At 60.2% G+C, this 14,403-nt stretch carries 12 protein-coding genes and 1 pseudogene; 10 read left to right on the plus strand and 3 right to left on the minus strand.

Features of this window, described 5'->3' with window-relative positions:
* Positions 1-23 precede the first annotated feature (23 nt).
* A complete protein-coding gene (locus tag CAF65_RS29095; protein WP_371919020.1) occupies positions 24-788 on the minus strand; it encodes a methyl-accepting chemotaxis protein in 765 nt (254 codons plus the stop codon).
* Between the two features lie 90 nt (positions 789-878).
* Positions 879-1,916: pseudogene (locus tag CAF65_RS29100) on the minus strand (cache domain-containing protein); the annotation flags it as partial.
* A 283-nt stretch (positions 1,917-2,199) separates the two neighbouring features.
* On the opposite strand from CAF65_RS29100, the gene CAF65_RS20420 reads away from it, so the two are divergent.
* Both CAF65_RS20420 and CAF65_RS20425 read left to right on the plus strand, forming a co-directional pair.
* Positions 2,200-2,454: a hypothetical protein gene (locus CAF65_RS20420; protein WP_085717904.1), complete on the plus strand. Its 255-nt coding sequence runs from the start codon at positions 2,200-2,202 to the stop codon at positions 2,452-2,454.
* Between the two features lie 30 nt (positions 2,455-2,484).
* The gene (locus CAF65_RS20425) at positions 2,485-3,054 is read left to right on the plus strand and encodes a lipocalin family protein (RefSeq protein WP_085717905.1); all 570 of its coding nucleotides are present in this window, start codon (positions 2,485-2,487) and stop codon (positions 3,052-3,054) included.
* A gap of 55 nt (positions 3,055-3,109) precedes the next feature.
* Here CAF65_RS20425 and CAF65_RS20430 read toward each other — a convergent pair whose 3' ends face one another.
* Positions 3,110-4,474, minus strand: a complete 1,365-nt coding sequence (locus CAF65_RS20430; RefSeq protein ID WP_085717906.1) for a formimidoylglutamate deiminase — start codon at positions 4,472-4,474, stop codon at positions 3,110-3,112.
* Positions 4,475-4,620: 146 nt separating this feature from the next.
* Here CAF65_RS20430 and hutC point away from each other — a divergent pair, with 146 nt between their 5' ends.
* From hutC to hutH, 8 genes are all read left to right on the plus strand, one after another.
* Positions 4,621-5,331 (plus strand): histidine utilization repressor, encoded by a 711-nt coding sequence (gene hutC / locus CAF65_RS20435; protein WP_162135916.1) that lies wholly within the window; start codon positions 4,621-4,623, stop codon positions 5,329-5,331.
* A gap of 10 nt (positions 5,332-5,341) precedes the next feature.
* The gene (locus CAF65_RS20440; protein WP_085717907.1) at positions 5,342-5,911 is read left to right on the plus strand and encodes a HutD family protein; all 570 of its coding nucleotides are present in this window, start codon (positions 5,342-5,344) and stop codon (positions 5,909-5,911) included.
* Positions 5,912-6,408: 497 nt separating this feature from the next.
* Entirely contained in the window at positions 6,409-8,091 is a 1,683-nt protein-coding gene (gene hutU, locus CAF65_RS20445) for a urocanate hydratase (RefSeq protein WP_085717908.1), read from the plus strand.
* A 132-nt stretch (positions 8,092-8,223) separates the two neighbouring features.
* Positions 8,224-9,693, plus strand: coding sequence for a cytosine permease (locus CAF65_RS20450; RefSeq protein WP_085717909.1), 1,470 nt, complete (start codon positions 8,224-8,226; stop codon positions 9,691-9,693).
* A gap of 69 nt (positions 9,694-9,762) precedes the next feature.
* Complete coding sequence (locus tag CAF65_RS20455) at positions 9,763-10,731, plus strand: ABC transporter substrate-binding protein (RefSeq protein WP_085717910.1); 969 nt, start codon at positions 9,763-9,765, stop codon at positions 10,729-10,731.
* A 70-nt stretch (positions 10,732-10,801) separates the two neighbouring features.
* Positions 10,802-11,653 (plus strand): proline/glycine betaine ABC transporter permease, encoded by an 852-nt coding sequence (locus CAF65_RS20460; protein ID WP_085717911.1) that lies wholly within the window; start codon positions 10,802-10,804, stop codon positions 11,651-11,653.
* Positions 11,650-12,480: a glycine betaine/L-proline ABC transporter ATP-binding protein gene (locus CAF65_RS20465; RefSeq protein ID WP_008018926.1), complete on the plus strand. Its 831-nt coding sequence runs from the start codon at positions 11,650-11,652 to the stop codon at positions 12,478-12,480. Before CAF65_RS20460 ends, CAF65_RS20465 begins: the two co-directional genes overlap by 4 nt.
* A 143-nt stretch (positions 12,481-12,623) precedes the next feature.
* Positions 12,624-14,147: a histidine ammonia-lyase gene (hutH, locus tag CAF65_RS20470; RefSeq protein ID WP_085717912.1), complete on the plus strand. Its 1,524-nt coding sequence runs from the start codon at positions 12,624-12,626 to the stop codon at positions 14,145-14,147.
* The last annotated feature ends 256 nt before the right edge of the window (positions 14,148-14,403 follow it).

Here is a 14,403-nt window from a genome sequence, read left to right on the forward strand (position 1 = left end):
GCTGATGCCGCCTTCGCGGCGCTCTATATTCTGAAACTACCCACCAACTGCTTCAACCGCGCTGCCTGCTGCTCTAGATCGGCACACGCACGCAAGGTCGACTGCAGGTTCTCCACACCTTCCTGGTTCAGCGTGTTGATCTCGGTGATGTCGACGTTGATCGACTCCACCACGGCCGTCTGTTCTTCAGTCGCGGTGGCGACCGACTGGTTCATGCCATCGATCTCACCGATGCGCTGGGTCACGCTACCCAGGCGTTCGCCAGCCTGGTTGGCGATACCGACGCTGCTTTCGCTCTGACGCTGGCTGTCGGTCATGATGCCCACCGCTGCCCGGGCGCCGACTTGCAGCTCTTCGATCATCGTTTGCACTTGCTGCGCCGAATCCTGGGTGCGGTGAGCGAGGTTGCGTACCTCATCGGCCACCACGGCAAAACCACGACCGGCTTCACCGGCGCGCGCCGCTTCAATCGCAGCGTTGAGCGCCAGCAAGTTGGTTTGCTGGGAGATGCTGGTAATCACTTCCAGAATCTGCCCGATGTTGACCGTGTTGCTGTTGAGGGTTTCGATGTTGCCGCACGAATCGCTGATCTTGGCCGACAGCTGCTGCATCGCCGCGATGGTCTTATCCACCACCTGTTGGCCATCTTCGGCCAGGTTGCGGGCATCGCTGGAGTGTTGCGAGGCCAAGGCGGCGTTCTGGGCGATTTCCTGGGCGGCGGCACCGAGCTGGTTGATGGCCGCTGCCACACTGCTGGTGCGCGAGGCTTGCTGGTCGGAGTTGAACATCGACGAATTCGACGCGGCCACTACTCGCAACGCCACCTCGTTGACCTGGCCGGTGGCCGAGGCCACTTCGATGATCGAGGCATGAATGCGCTCGACAAAGCGGTTGAACGACAGTCCCAGCGCGCCGAATTCGTCGTGGCCGTGAATGGTAAGGCGTTTGGTCAGGTCACCTTCGCCTTCGGCGATGTCGTGCATGGCACGGCCCATGGTCAGCAGCGGCTGCATCAGCAGGCTGATGAGCATGCCCAGCAAGGCGATGATGATCACCACGGCAATCACCATGGCGATGATCGCCGAGGTGCGGAATTCGCTGAGCATCGAGAACGCCGTTGCCTGGTCGAGCACCAGCGCCACATACCAGTCCGCCGATGGCACGCCATTGACGTGGGTGAAAGAAATGAACTGGCGCTTGCCGTCGATCTCGACTTCTTGCATGCCCGGGCTGACTTTGGGTGTGTCGCTCGGATAGGCCTCGGCCAGGCTCTTGAGCACCAGCTTGCTGTCCGGGTGAATCAGGATCTTGCCGTCGGCACCGACGATGAATGCATGACCGTGGCCGCCGAAGTTCAGCGAGTTGATGATCGCGCTGACGCTGGACAGGTCGATGTCGGCGCCGGCGACGCCGATCATCTGGCCCTGGTGCTGCACCGGGGTGGCCACGGTGATGACCAGCTTGCCGGAAGACGCGGCAATGTACGGTTCGGTGACGATGGTCTGTTGGGCGCTATTGGCCGCCTTGTACCAGCCACGGGCGCGCGGGTCGTAGTCCGCCGCGCGGTTGCCCGCCGGGACCGAGAACATCACGCCGTCGGCGCCACCGAAGTAGCTCAGCTGGAAATTGCCGGTGTAGGCGGGCAGGTCGATGATCCGTTTCAGGCCCGCGGGAGCATTGCCATCGGCGGTGATCTGTTGGGCCATCGACTGCAGCAATTGCATGCGACTTTCCAGCCAGGTCTGGATGTTGCTGGTGGTCAGGCTGCCGAGCTCCTGCATCGAGGCTTCGGTGCTGTTGCGCAAGGTTTCGCGTTGGCGATAGTCGTTGAACAGGATGAAACAAGCGAATGCGACGGCCACCACGAGGGCGGCAGCCAACAAGATCTTGTGGCTGAACTTCATGTTTCTGGTCATGGATGAGCTACCGCAGAGGGCCTGGTCTACAAAAGGGGGAAGCAAAAGCCAGCAACGTGGCTTTGCGTTGCATGTATGTCGACTGAGCGGCGCCAAAGATTAGGCGGACTTGCTGAAAAACGACGAAATGCTCGATGAACAAGGAAATTGGTTGATTTTCGGCAAAAGGTAGACGAGTGGCCCGATAAATAGCCTGTCGGGCACGGAACCTCACTGGGGTTTTCTCTTCTAAGCTTCAGCTTGGCAGCCATGCCAATCCCCTACGCCCCCCCGGAGTTTCACCATGTCGTTGCGTTCCATCGCCCTGCTTTCGTTCTGCGTGTTGCTGGCTGCCTGCAGCAAGGTCAATCAGGAAAACTACTCGAAGCTCTCGGCTGGCATGGCCAAGGCCGATGTGGAAACCCTGTTGGGCAAACCCGCCGATTGTTCAGGCGCGCTCGGCATGTCCAGCTGTACCTGGGGCGATAAGAGCAGCTTTATCAGCGTGCAGTTCGCCGGTGACAAAGTGCTGATGTTTTCCGGCCAAGGCCTGAAGTAAACCGGGGCGTTTGCCCACGGGAGAAAAATAATGAAGCAGTTATTGATCATCCTTTTTGCCGGCCTGATGTTGGCCGGCTGTGCCACGCCTGGCCAGGACCCATTGGCCCCCAAGACTGTCAAAAGCGTCAGCCTCAAGCGCTACCAGGGCACCTGGTACGAGCTGGCCCGCATGCCGATGTACTTCCAGCGCGACTGCGCGCAATCCGAAGCCCATTACACGCTCAAGCCTGACGGCAACGTTGCCGTGTTGAACCGCTGTCTGACGGCGCAGTGGCAATGGGAAGAGGTCAAGGGCACGGCTTATCCGCAGGAGCCCGGCAAGAACGACAAGCTGTGGGTCGAATTCGATACCTGGTTCTCCAGGCTGATCCCGGGTACGGCGAAGGGCGAATACTGGGTGCTGTACGTCAGCGATGACTACAAGACCGCCATTGTCGGGGATCCAAGCCGGAAGTATTTGTGGCTGTTGTCGCGCACGCCGACCGTGAACGGTGTGGTGCGTGAGGAGCTGCTGAGCAAGGCGCGTCAGCAGGGTTACGACACCACGCGGCTGATCTGGCGGGCGTCGGAACAGCAGATGGCCAAGACCTCGGATTGACCGCACAAACCCTTGTAGGAGCGAGCAAGCTCGCTCCTACAGAATTGTTTCGGTGTCAGCCTAGAAGGTCACGCAGTACCTGGGTGAAGGCGCGATTGCTTTCTTCCTCATCAGCATGCCGCCCATCCCGCACAACCCACTGGCCATTGACCAGCACATCCCGCACCTGACGATCACCGCCCGCGAACAACCAGCGATTGAGAATCCCGTCACCGCTGGCTGTCGCCAGATACGGATCGTTGCCGTCGAGCACCAGCCAGTCGGCACGCTTGCCGACTTCCAGTGCACCAATCGGCTGCCCCAGCGCCTGAGCACCACCATCCAGCGCCGCGTCGAACAACGTACGGCCGACCATTGGCTGATTCGCGCCATACAAACGATTACGCCGCTGGTCGCGCAGACGCTGGCCGTATTCCAGCCAACGCAATTCTTCCACCACGCTCAATGACACATGGCTGTCGGAACCGATACCCATGCGGCCGCCCTGGGCGAGGAAATCCACCGCCGGGAAAATCCCGTCCCCCAGGTTGGCTTCGGTGGTCAGGCACAGGCCGGCGATGGCGCGACTCTTGGCCATCGACGTGATTTCTTCCGGGTTGGCGTGGGTCGCGTGGACCAGGCACCAGCGCTGATCGACGTCGATGTTTTCGTACAGCCATTGCAGCGGACGACGACCGCTCCAGGTCAGGCAGTCGTCGACTTCTTTCTGCTGTTCGGCGATGTGGATGTGCACCGGGCATTGCTTGTCGCTGGTCGCAAGCACTTCGCTGATCTGCTGCGGCGTGACCGCGCGCAGCGAGTGGAAGCACAGACCCAGAGCCTGCGCCGGTTGCTGCGCCAGGACCGGTTGCAGGCGCGATTGCAGCTTCAGGTAGTTTTCCGTGCTGTTGATAAAACGGCGCTGACCATCGTTCGGCGCCTGGCCACCGAAACCGGAGTGGCTGTAGAGCACCGGCAGCAGGGTCAATCCAATACCGGCGGAGCTGGCAGCCTGGCTGATACGCAGGGCCAGTTCGGCCGGATCGGCGTAAGGCTGACCATTGCTGTCGTGATGCACATAGTGAAATTCCGCCACCGAGGTGTACCCGGCCTTGAGCATCTCGATGTACAGCTGACGAGCGATGACGCCGAGTTGCTCCGGGCTGACTTTTCCGACGAGGCGATACATCAGGTCGCGCCAGGTCCAGAAACTGTCGTTCGGATTTCCCGCCACTTCCGCCAGCCCGGCCATGGCCCGCTGGAAGGCGTGGGAGTGCAGATTCGGCATGCCCGGCAGCAGCGGGCCGCTCAACCGCTCGGCGCCATCTGCATGGGAATCGGCCTGGATATGGGTCAATACGCCGTCGGCGTTGACCTCAAGACGTACATTGTTGGCCCATCCGCTAGGCAGTAGCGCGCGTTCGGCAAAGAAGGCGGACATGGTTCAGCACCCCATCGTGTGTTATTTGTATATACATATACAGACGTTTGCCTGCCCGGTAAACTCCGGCAAGCTAGCAATCTCTTTTCAACTAACAAGGATTAACCGTGCCGACTCCGCCTCCAGTCTCTCCGTTGGCCGCGAACATGGGCGACAGTCCGGCGCCCTTGTACGCCCGCGTCAAACAAATGATCACCCAGCAAATCGACAGTGGAAACTGGCCACCGCATTACCGCGTGCCGTCGGAAAGCGAGCTGGTCAGCCAGCTGGGCTTCAGTCGCATGACCATCAACCGCGCGCTGCGCGAGATGACTGCCGACGGTCTGCTGGTGCGTATGCAAGGCGTCGGCACGTTCGTCGCCGAGCCGAAAAGCCAGTCCGCGCTGTTCGAAGTGCATAACATCGCCGATGAAATCGCCTCTCGCGGACATCGCCACACCTGCAAGGTCATCACCCTTGAAGAAGAGGCCGCCGGCTCCGAGCGCGCCCTGGCCCTGGACATGCGCGAAGGGCAGAAGGTGTTCCACTCGTTGATCGTGCATTTCGAAAACGATATTCCGGTGCAAATCGAGGACCGTTTCGTCAATGCGCTGGTGGCGCCGGACTACCTCAAGCAGGACTTCACCCTGCAAACGCCGTACGCCTATCTCAACCAGGTCGCGCCGCTGACCGAAGGCGAGCACGTGGTCGAGGCAATCCTGGCCGAGCCGTCCGAGTGCAAGTTGTTGCAGATTGAAAAGGGCGAGCCGTGCCTGCTGATCCGTCGCCGCACCTGGTCCGGCCGCCAGCCGGTGACCGCCGCCCGCTTGATCCACCCCGGTTCCCGTCATCGTCTGGAAGGACGGTTCCATAAATAGAGAGCCATAAATGAGTCAGTTGAAGGTTTTACGCGCCAAAGATTACCCGCGCATGCCATGGAAAAACGGCGGCGGCAGCACCGAAGAAATCACCCGTGATGCCGGCACCGGCCTGGACGGGTTTGGCTGGCGCCTGTCGATTGCCGACATCGGTGAATCGGGTGGGTTTTCCACCTTCGCCGGTTACGAGCGGATTATCACTGTGTTGCAGGGCGATGGCATGACCTTGTCGGTTGATGGCCAGGTCACGCGCCCGCTGTTACCGCTGGACCCGTTTGCATTCAGCGGTGAAAGCAAGGTTTCCTGTACGTTGCTCGGCGGCCCGATTCGCGACTTCAATCTGATTTACGCTCCGCAGCGTTACAGCGCGCGGTTGCAATGGCTGAGCGGTGAGCAGCGGTTTTTCAGCGAGGCCGGGACTGTGCTGGTGTTCAGTGTCAGCGATGCGCTTGAGGTGAAAGTCGGTAACAGTGCTTCGCAGCTGGGTCGTCATGATTGCCTGCAACTTGTCGGTAACACTGGCCTGCTGGACGTCACCAGTAATGCCGCCTGCTGTGTGATCGAACTTTCTGCACGCTAATACACCATCCCTGTAGGAGCGAGCTCGCTCGCGAAAAAACCAAACTCGCCGCTGGGCATCTGGTTCTACGCGTTATCGTTCACGACCATCGCGGGCAAACCACGCTCCTACAGGGAGCGTGGTTTGCCCGCGATGTTGTTTTATCCCTCAGATCGTTTCCCTCCACGCACCACTTTGTTACCGAACGCCCCAGCGTGGCGCAAAACCACCCTCAAGTAACAACCTGCCTATCCTCCAAAAAATCCCCTCGAAAAATTTCATCTACGCCAAAGCCCTTGTTCCAGACGCTCTGCAGCCCTTTCCGAATTTTTCTTGAATGCTCATCCAGCAAGTTGGCCGCTTGATTGCATATGCTTGTATGTACAAGTAAAGACGTATGTGTATGAGTCGCGAGGACTCAACCATCGTCCACTGATTCGCCGGTGTGCACTGATGCCCATTGGCTTGCTCGCCCACTGCCTGGGTTGGTTTGGATTGATTGCTGAGGAGTCTTTTTCGTGACTGACAATAAACCTACGAAGTTTCGTGACGTTGAAATCCGTGCTGCCCGCGGTAACAAGCTGACCGCCAAGAGCTGGCTGACCGAAGCGCCGCTGCGCATGCTGATGAACAACCTCGATCCGGAAGTTGCCGAGAACCCTAAGGAGCTGGTGGTTTACGGTGGTATCGGTCGCGCTGCCCGTAACTGGGAGTGTTACGACAAGATCGTCGAAAGCCTGACCAACCTGAACGACGACGAGACCCTGCTGGTGCAATCCGGCAAGCCGGTCGGCGTGTTCAAGACCCACAGCAACGCTCCGCGTGTGCTGATCGCCAACTCCAACCTGGTGCCGCACTGGGCCACCTGGGAGCACTTCAACGAACTGGACGCCAAGGGCCTGGCCATGTACGGCCAGATGACCGCCGGCAGCTGGATCTACATCGGCAGCCAGGGCATCGTCCAAGGCACCTACGAAACCTTCGTCGAAGCCGGTCGCCAGCACTACAACGACAACCTGACCGGAAAGTGGGTCCTGACCGCGGGTCTGGGCGGCATGGGCGGTGCCCAGCCACTGGCCGCGACCCTGGCCGGCGCCTGCTCGCTGAACATCGAATGCCAGCAGATCAGCATCGATTTCCGCCTGAAAACCCGCTACGTCGACGAGCAGGCCAAAGACCTCGACGACGCCCTGGCGCGCATCGCCAAGTACACCAAGGAAGGCAAGGCGATCTCCATCGCCCTGTGCGGCAACGCGGCTGAAATCCTGCCGGAACTGGTTCGTCGCGGTGTGCGTCCGGACATGGTCACCGACCAGACCAGCGCCCACGACCCGCTCAACGGTTACCTGCCAGCCGGCTGGACCTGGGACGAATACCGCGCTCGCGCCAAGACCGAGCCAGCCGCTGTGGTGAAGGCCGCCAAGCAATCGATGGCCGTGCACGTCAAAGCGATGCTCGACTTCCAGAAAATGGGCGTACCGACCTTCGACTACGGCAACAACATCCGCCAGATGGCGCAAGAAGAAGGCGTGGAAAACGCATTCGACTTCCCTGGCTTCGTACCGGCCTACATCCGTCCACTGTTCTGCCGTGGTATCGGCCCGTTCCGTTGGGCGGCTCTGTCGGGCAACGCTGAAGACATCTACAAGACCGACGCGAAAGTAAAAGAACTGATCCCGGACGACGCCCACCTGCACAACTGGCTGGACATGGCTCGCGAGCGCATCAGCTTCCAGGGTCTGCCGGCACGTATCTGCTGGGTTGGCCTGGGCCTGCGTGCCAAGCTGGGTCTGGCGTTCAACGAAATGGTGCGCAGCGGCGAGTTGTCGGCGCCAATTGTGATCGGTCGCGACCACCTGGACTCCGGTTCGGTATCGAGCCCGAACCGTGAAACCGAATCGATGCAGGACGGTTCCGACGCCGTGTCCGACTGGCCATTGCTCAACGCCCTGCTCAACACCGCGAGCGGCGCGACCTGGGTTTCCCTGCACCACGGCGGTGGCGTCGGCATGGGCTTCTCCCAGCACTCGGGCATGGTGATTGTCTGCGACGGTACTGACGAAGCGGCCGAGCGTATCGCTCGCGTGCTGCACAACGACCCGGCCACCGGTGTCATGCGTCACGCCGATGCCGGTTACCAGATCGCCATCGACTGCGCCAAGGAACAAGGGCTGAACCTGCCGATGATTACCGGCAAGTAATGCTTGCCCTGTAGGAGCGAGCTTGCTCGCGAATGCGATGTATCAGCCAGCAAAGATGGTGAATTTGCCGGCCCAAGCTCAGCTCCTACAGGTTTTGAACCAACCAAGATAACAATCCATAGAGGTTGAACCATGGCTGTCACTGACGAACGTGCAGGCAACAAACCGTTGATCGAGAAACGCTCGATCGACTACATCCCGGAAGCGGAAAGACACGGTCGTCTGTTTAGCCAGTTCACCCTGTGGATGGGTGCCAACCTGCAAATCACCGCGATTGTTACCGGTGCCTTGGCGGTGGTGCTTGGCGGCGATGTGTTCTGGTCATTGATCGGTCTGTTGATCGGTCAATTACTGGGTGGCGGCGTAATGGCGCTGCATGCGGCGCAAGGCCCCAAGCTTGGCCTGCCGCAGATGATTTCCAGCCGGGTACAGTTCGGCGTGTACGGCGCGGCCATCCCAATCGTGCTGGTCTGCTTGATGTACCTGGGCTTCACCGCAACGGGAACCGTGTTATCCGGTCAGGCGCTGGGCCAGTTGTTTGGCGTCAGCGACACCGTCGGTATTCTCCTTTTCGCCAGTGTCATCGTGCTGGTCACGGTGCTCGGCTATCGGGTGATCCATTGGATCGGCCGTGTTGCCAGTGTCATTGGCGTGATTGCCTTTGTTTATCTGTTCAGCCGTCTGATGAGCCAGGTTGACGTTGGCGCACTGTTGCAAATCCGCCACTTCAGCTGGAGCAGTTTCTTGCTCGCGGTGTCGCTCGCGGCGTCCTGGCAGATCGCCTTCGGCCCTTATGTGGCTGACTATTCTCGCTACCTGCCGAGCAAGATTTCCTCGGTGAAAACTTTTTTTGCCGCAGGTGCAGGTTCGGTCATTGGTGCGCAGGTGGCGATGGTCCTCGGCGTGTTCGCTGCCGCTTCGGCCAACGGGCAATACGCCGGCCACGAAGTGGCCTACATCGTTGGTCTGGGTGGTACTGGTGCCACCGCTGCGCTGCTGTACTTCAGCATCGCGTTCGGCAAGGTCACCATCTCCACGCTGAACTCCTACGGCAGCTTCATGTGCATTGCGACCATCATCAGCGGTTTCCGTGGTGACCTGAAGGTAACGCGCTTGCAGCGTCTGGTCTTCGTGCTGGTCATCGTCGGTGCTGCGACCCTGATGGCGTTGCTCGGTCAGCACTCGTTCCTCGGTGCGTTCAAGTCTTTCATCCTGTTCTTGCTAGCGTTCTTTACCCCCTGGAGCGCGATCAACCTGGTGGACTACTACTGCATCACTCGCGAGCGCTATGACGTACCGGCTCTGGCCGATCCGAATGGTCGCTACGGTCGTTGGAACCTTCTCGGTATCAGCGTCTATGTGTTCGGTGTGCTGGTGCAACTGCCGTTCATCTCCACCAAGTTCTATACCGGTCCGCTGGTGGCGGCCCTGGGTGATGTGGATATTTCCTGGGTCATCGGTCTGGTGCTTCCCGCCGCCCTGTATTACCTGTGTGCAAAAAAATGGCACGGCACAGTGCCTGATCGTTTGATCCTGCCGGTCGAGCAGGGCGCGATCACCGAACAAAAGCTGAATGTGGGTCGCGCTTCCGCGCAGGCCTGATTGGACGTGGACAGGGCTGGATGCCTCTTGACTGCCGTAAGCCAATTCATGATTAGGAGCGTCACAACAATGAAATCGAACAAGACCCTGCTGACCACATTGCTTTCCATGGGCCTGCTGGCCAGCGCTGGCGCCACTCAGGCGGCAGGTTGGTGCGAGTCGGGCAAACCGGTGAAATTTGCCGGCCTGAACTGGGAAAGCGCCATGCTCCTGACCGACGTGCTGCAAGTCGTGCTGGAGAAAGGCTACGACTGCAAGACCGACAGCCTGCCGGGCAACTCCATCACCATGGAAAACGCCCTGAGCAGCAACGACATCCAGGTGTTTGCCGAAGAGTGGGTCGGCCGCAGCGAAGTCTGGAACAAGGCTGAGAAGGCCGGCAAGGTCGTCGGTGTCGGCGCGCCAGTGGTGGGCGCCGTCGAAGGCTGGTACGTGCCGCGCTACGTGATCGAAGGCGATGCCAAGCGCAAGCTGGAAGCCAAGGCGCCAGACCTGAAGAACATCGCTGACCTGGGCAAGTACTCGGCGATCTTCAAGGATGCCGAAGAGCCCTCCAAGGGCCGTTTCTACAACTGCCCGGCTGGCTGGACCTGTGAGCTGGACAACAGCGAAATGCTGAAAAGCTACGGTCTGGAAAGCACCTACACCAACTTCCGCCCAGGCACCGGCCCGGCGCTGGATGCCGCCGTACTGTCGAGCTACAAGCGTGGCGAGCCGATCCTGTTCTACTACTGGTCGCCAACCCCGCTGATGGGCCAGGTCGACGTGGTCAAGCTGGAAGAAAAGCCAGGCGTGGACAAAAGCGTGACCATCAAGGTCGGCCTGTCCAAGACCTTCCACGACGAAGCCCCGGAACTGGTGGCCGTGCTGGAAAAGGTCAACCTGCCGATCGACCTGCTCAACCAGAACCTGGGTCGCATGACCAAAGAGCGAATCGAGTCGCCAAAACTGGCCAAGATCTTCTTGAAGGAACATCCTGAAGTCTGGCACGCATGGGTGAGCGACGACGCAGCCAAGAAAATCGACGCGGCCTTGTAGGTCGAGCCTCTCCGGCTGCCACGAGCGGCAGCCGGATGCTTGATCGCAACCCCTTGATTGAGAGTCTCTTATGTTTCCCGAAAGCTTTACTTTTTCCATCGCCGACTGGGTCAACAGTTGGGTCGATTCGCTGGTTACCAACTACGGCGACGTGTTCCGGCACATCTCCGACACCCTGTTGTGGGCCATCGTCAATCTTGAAGGCCTGCTGCGCGCAGTGCCCTGGTGGCTGATGCTGGCGATCGTGGCGGGCGTGGCCTGGCACGCGACCCGTAAAGTCGTGACCACGGCGGTGATCGTCGGCCTGCTGTTCCTGGTGGGTGCGGTCGGCCTCTGGGACAAGCTGATGCAGACCCTGGCGCTGATGATGGTGGCGACGATCATTTCGGTGTTGATCGGCATTCCGCTGGGCATTCTCTCGGCACGCAGCAATCGCTTGCGTTCGGTGCTGATGCCGTTGCTGGACATCATGCAGACCATGCCGAGCTTCGTGTACCTGATTCCGGTGCTGATGCTGTTTGGCCTGGGCAAGGTCCCGGCGATTTTCGCCACGGTGATCTACGCCGCACCACCGCTGATCCGCCTGACCGATCTGGGCATTCGCCAGGTCGACGGTGAAGTGATGGAAGCGATCAACGCCTTCGGTGCCAGCCGCTGGCAGCAACTGTTCGGCGTGCAACTGCCGCTGGCCCTGCCGAGCATCATGGCCGGGATCAACCAGACCACCATGATGGCCCTGTCGATGGTGGTGATCGCCTCGATGATCGGTGCCCGTGGTTTGGGTGAAGACGTGCTGGTGGGGATTCAGACCCTCAACGTCGGACGTGGTCTTGAAGCCGGTCTGGCGATCGTGATTCTGGCTGTGGTGATCGACCGCATTACACAGGCGTACGGTCGCGCACGGCATGAGGTGAGCAAATGAACAACGCAACCGTGAGCAAGATCGAAGTCAAAAACGTCTTCAAGATTTTCGGCAACCGTGCCAAGGACGCGCTGGCCATGGTCGGCCAGGGCAAGACCAAGGACCAGGTGCTGGCCGAAACCGGCTGCGTGGTCGGCGTGAACGACCTGTCGCTGAGTATCGGCAGCGGCGAGATCTTTGTGATCATGGGCCTGTCCGGCTCCGGCAAGTCGACCCTGGTACGCCACTTCAACCGCCTGATCGACCCGACCAGTGGCGCGATCCTGGTGGACGGCGTGGACATCCTGCAATACGACATGGAAGCCCTGCGCGAATTTCGTCGGCGCAAGATCAGCATGGTGTTCCAGAGCTTCGGCTTGTTGCCGCACAAGACTGTGGTGGAGAACGTCGCCTACGGCCTGAAAATCCGTGGCGAAAGCAAAGCCATGTGCGCCGAGCGTGCGCTGCACTGGATCAACACCGTGGGCCTCAAGGGCTACGAAAACAAATACCCGCACCAGCTCTCCGGCGGCATGCGTCAGCGTGTGGGCCTGGCCCGCGCCCTGGCGGCGGACACCGACATCATTCTGATGGACGAAGCGTTCAGCGCCCTCGACCCGCTGATCCGCGCGGAGATGCAGGATCAGTTGCTGGAACTGCAAAAGACCCTGCACAAGACCATCGTCTTCATCACCCACGACCTCGACGAGGCCGTGCGCATCGGCAACCGCATTGCGATCCTCAAGGATGGCCGCCTGATCCAGGTCGGCACGCCAAGAGAGATCCTGCATTCGCCGGCGGATGAGTATGTCGACCGCTTTGTGCAGCGTCGGGCGGCGGTGGTTTAAGAAATTTGCAGTGATTTGGCGGGCCTTTTCGCGAGCAGGCTCGCTCCCACAATTGGAGTGCGATCTCCTGTGGGAGCGAGCCTGCTCGCGAAGGCGGCGGTAGAGCTGCACAATAATTCAGGTTTGTACGCACGAGGTTAATGATGTCTCAGGCTGAAAAAATCGTTATCACCGAGACGCAGGTCACTTGGCAGGATGTAGTTGCCGTGGCTCGTCATGGCGCACAGCTTGAGCTGTCGGCGCCGATCTGGGCGCGTATCGAAAACGCACAGGCCATCGTTCAGCGCATCGTCACCAGCGGCGAACGTGCCTACGGCATCAACACCGGCCTGGGCGCGCTGTGCAACGTCTCGCTGCAGGACGAACAACTCAGCCAGTTGTCGCGCAATACCTTGCTCAGCCACGCCTGTGGCGTTGGCGCGCCATTGAGCGACGAGCAGACCCGTTCGATCATGTGCGCGGCCATCGTCAACTACAGCCACGGTAAATCCGGCCTGCACCGTCAGGTCGTCGAAGCACTGCTGGCACTGCTCAACCGTGGTATCACCCCGCAAGTGCCGTCCCAGGGTTCCGTGGGCTACCTGACCCACATGGCGCACATCGGCATCGCGCTACTGGGTGTTGGTAATGTCAGCTATCGCGGTCAGGTCGTTTCCGCGCAACAGGCCCTCGCTGAAGCAGGCCTGCAACCGGTTCGCCTCGGCGCCAAGGATGGTTTGTGCCTGGTCAACGGTACGCCATGCATGACCGGCCTGAGCTGCCTGGCCATTGCCGATGCCACGCGCCTGCTGGAATGGGCCGACGTGATTGGCGCCATGAGCTTCGAAGCCCAACGCGGTCAGATTGACGCCTTCGACGCCGAGATCATTGCGCTCAAGCCGCACCCGGGCATGCAACAGGTCGGGATCAATCTGCGGGCCTTGCTCGACGGCAGCGAAGTGATCGCCCAGAGCAAAGGCATTCGCACACAGGATGCCCTGAGCATTCGCTCGATCCCGCAGGTGCATGGCGCTGCTCGCGACCAATTGGTACACGCGATCAAGCAAATCGAAACCGAACTCAACGGTGCCACCGACAACCCGCTGGTGCTGGGCTCCGCGGACAATTACCGCGTGGTGTCCCAGGCCAACCCTCATGGCCAGTCCGTGGCAATGGCGGCGGACCTGCTGGCGATTGCCATGGCGGAAATCGGCTCCATCGCCGAGCGTCGTCTGGACCGTTTGATCAACCCGCACGTCAGTGGTCTGCCGGCCTTCCTGGTGGCCAACCCGGGGGTAAACTCGGGGATGATGATCGTGCAATACGTGGCAGCTTCGCTGTGTGCGGAGAACCGTCAATTGGCGCAACCGGCGGTGCTGGATAACTACGTGACTTCGGGCCTGCAGGAAGATCACCTGAGCCTGGGCACCAACGCCGCGCTGAAGCTGCACCGCGCACTGGAAAACTGCACGCAGATTCTCGCCATCGAGTATCTGCTGGCGGCCCAGGCGTTCGAATTCCTCAAGGAGCAACGTTTTGGCGCCGGCACCGATGTGGCGTGGCGGCTGCTGCGCGAGCGCGTTCCGGCCTACGACCAGGACCGCTGGCTGGCACCGGACATTGCCGCTGCTGCAGGCGTTTTGAAAGACCCGGCCTTGCTGCAAAAAGCTTTGCCGAATTTGAACTGATTTCCACACAACACCAACGTGCCAAGGCGCGGCTCCCCAAAAGGCAGACGCGACGGACAACGGACATCTCCGGAGCGTCTGGTGAGTTAATGACAACTCTCAAAAGGAGCACAAAATGACTACGCTAAACCTGATCCCCGGCCAACTGAGCCTCGCCCAACTGCGTGACGTCTATCAGCAGCCGGTGAAACTGACCCTCGACCACAGCGCTGCGGCCCAGATCGAAGCCAGCGTGGCCTGCGTGGAACAGATCCTC

It is taken from the genome of Pseudomonas sp. B28(2017) (genome assembly GCF_002113025.1).
In the GTDB taxonomy this organism is placed as follows: Bacteria; Pseudomonadota; Gammaproteobacteria; order Pseudomonadales; family Pseudomonadaceae; genus Aquipseudomonas.

What these genes read in the sequence shown, in the direction of transcription:
- CAF65_RS20420 (WP_085717904.1), top strand. Translation starts at nt 2,200, where the DNA reads ATGTCGTTGCGTTCCATCGCCCTGCTTTCGTTCTGCGTGTTGCTGGCT.
- CAF65_RS20425 (WP_085717905.1), top strand. Translation starts at nt 2,485, where the DNA reads ATGAAGCAGTTATTGATCATCCTTTTTGCCGGCCTGATGTTGGCCGGC.
- CAF65_RS20440 (WP_085717907.1), top strand. Translation starts at nt 5,342, where the DNA reads ATGAGTCAGTTGAAGGTTTTACGCGCCAAAGATTACCCGCGCATGCCA.
- CAF65_RS29095 (WP_371919020.1), bottom strand. Translation starts at nt 788, where the DNA reads ATGTTCAACTCCGACCAGCAAGCCTCGCGCACCAGCAGTGTGGCAGCG.
- CAF65_RS20430 (WP_085717906.1), bottom strand. Translation starts at nt 4,474, where the DNA reads ATGTCCGCCTTCTTTGCCGAACGCGCGCTACTGCCTAGCGGATGGGCC.
- hutC (WP_162135916.1), top strand. Translation starts at nt 4,621, where the DNA reads ATGGGCGACAGTCCGGCGCCCTTGTACGCCCGCGTCAAACAAATGATC.
- hutH (WP_085717912.1), top strand. Translation starts at nt 12,624, where the DNA reads ATGTCTCAGGCTGAAAAAATCGTTATCACCGAGACGCAGGTCACTTGG.
- CAF65_RS20455 (WP_085717910.1), top strand. Translation starts at nt 9,763, where the DNA reads ATGAAATCGAACAAGACCCTGCTGACCACATTGCTTTCCATGGGCCTG.
- CAF65_RS20450 (WP_085717909.1), top strand. Translation starts at nt 8,224, where the DNA reads ATGGCTGTCACTGACGAACGTGCAGGCAACAAACCGTTGATCGAGAAA.
- CAF65_RS20460 (WP_085717911.1), top strand. Translation starts at nt 10,802, where the DNA reads ATGTTTCCCGAAAGCTTTACTTTTTCCATCGCCGACTGGGTCAACAGT.
- CAF65_RS20465 (WP_008018926.1), top strand. Translation starts at nt 11,650, where the DNA reads ATGAACAACGCAACCGTGAGCAAGATCGAAGTCAAAAACGTCTTCAAG.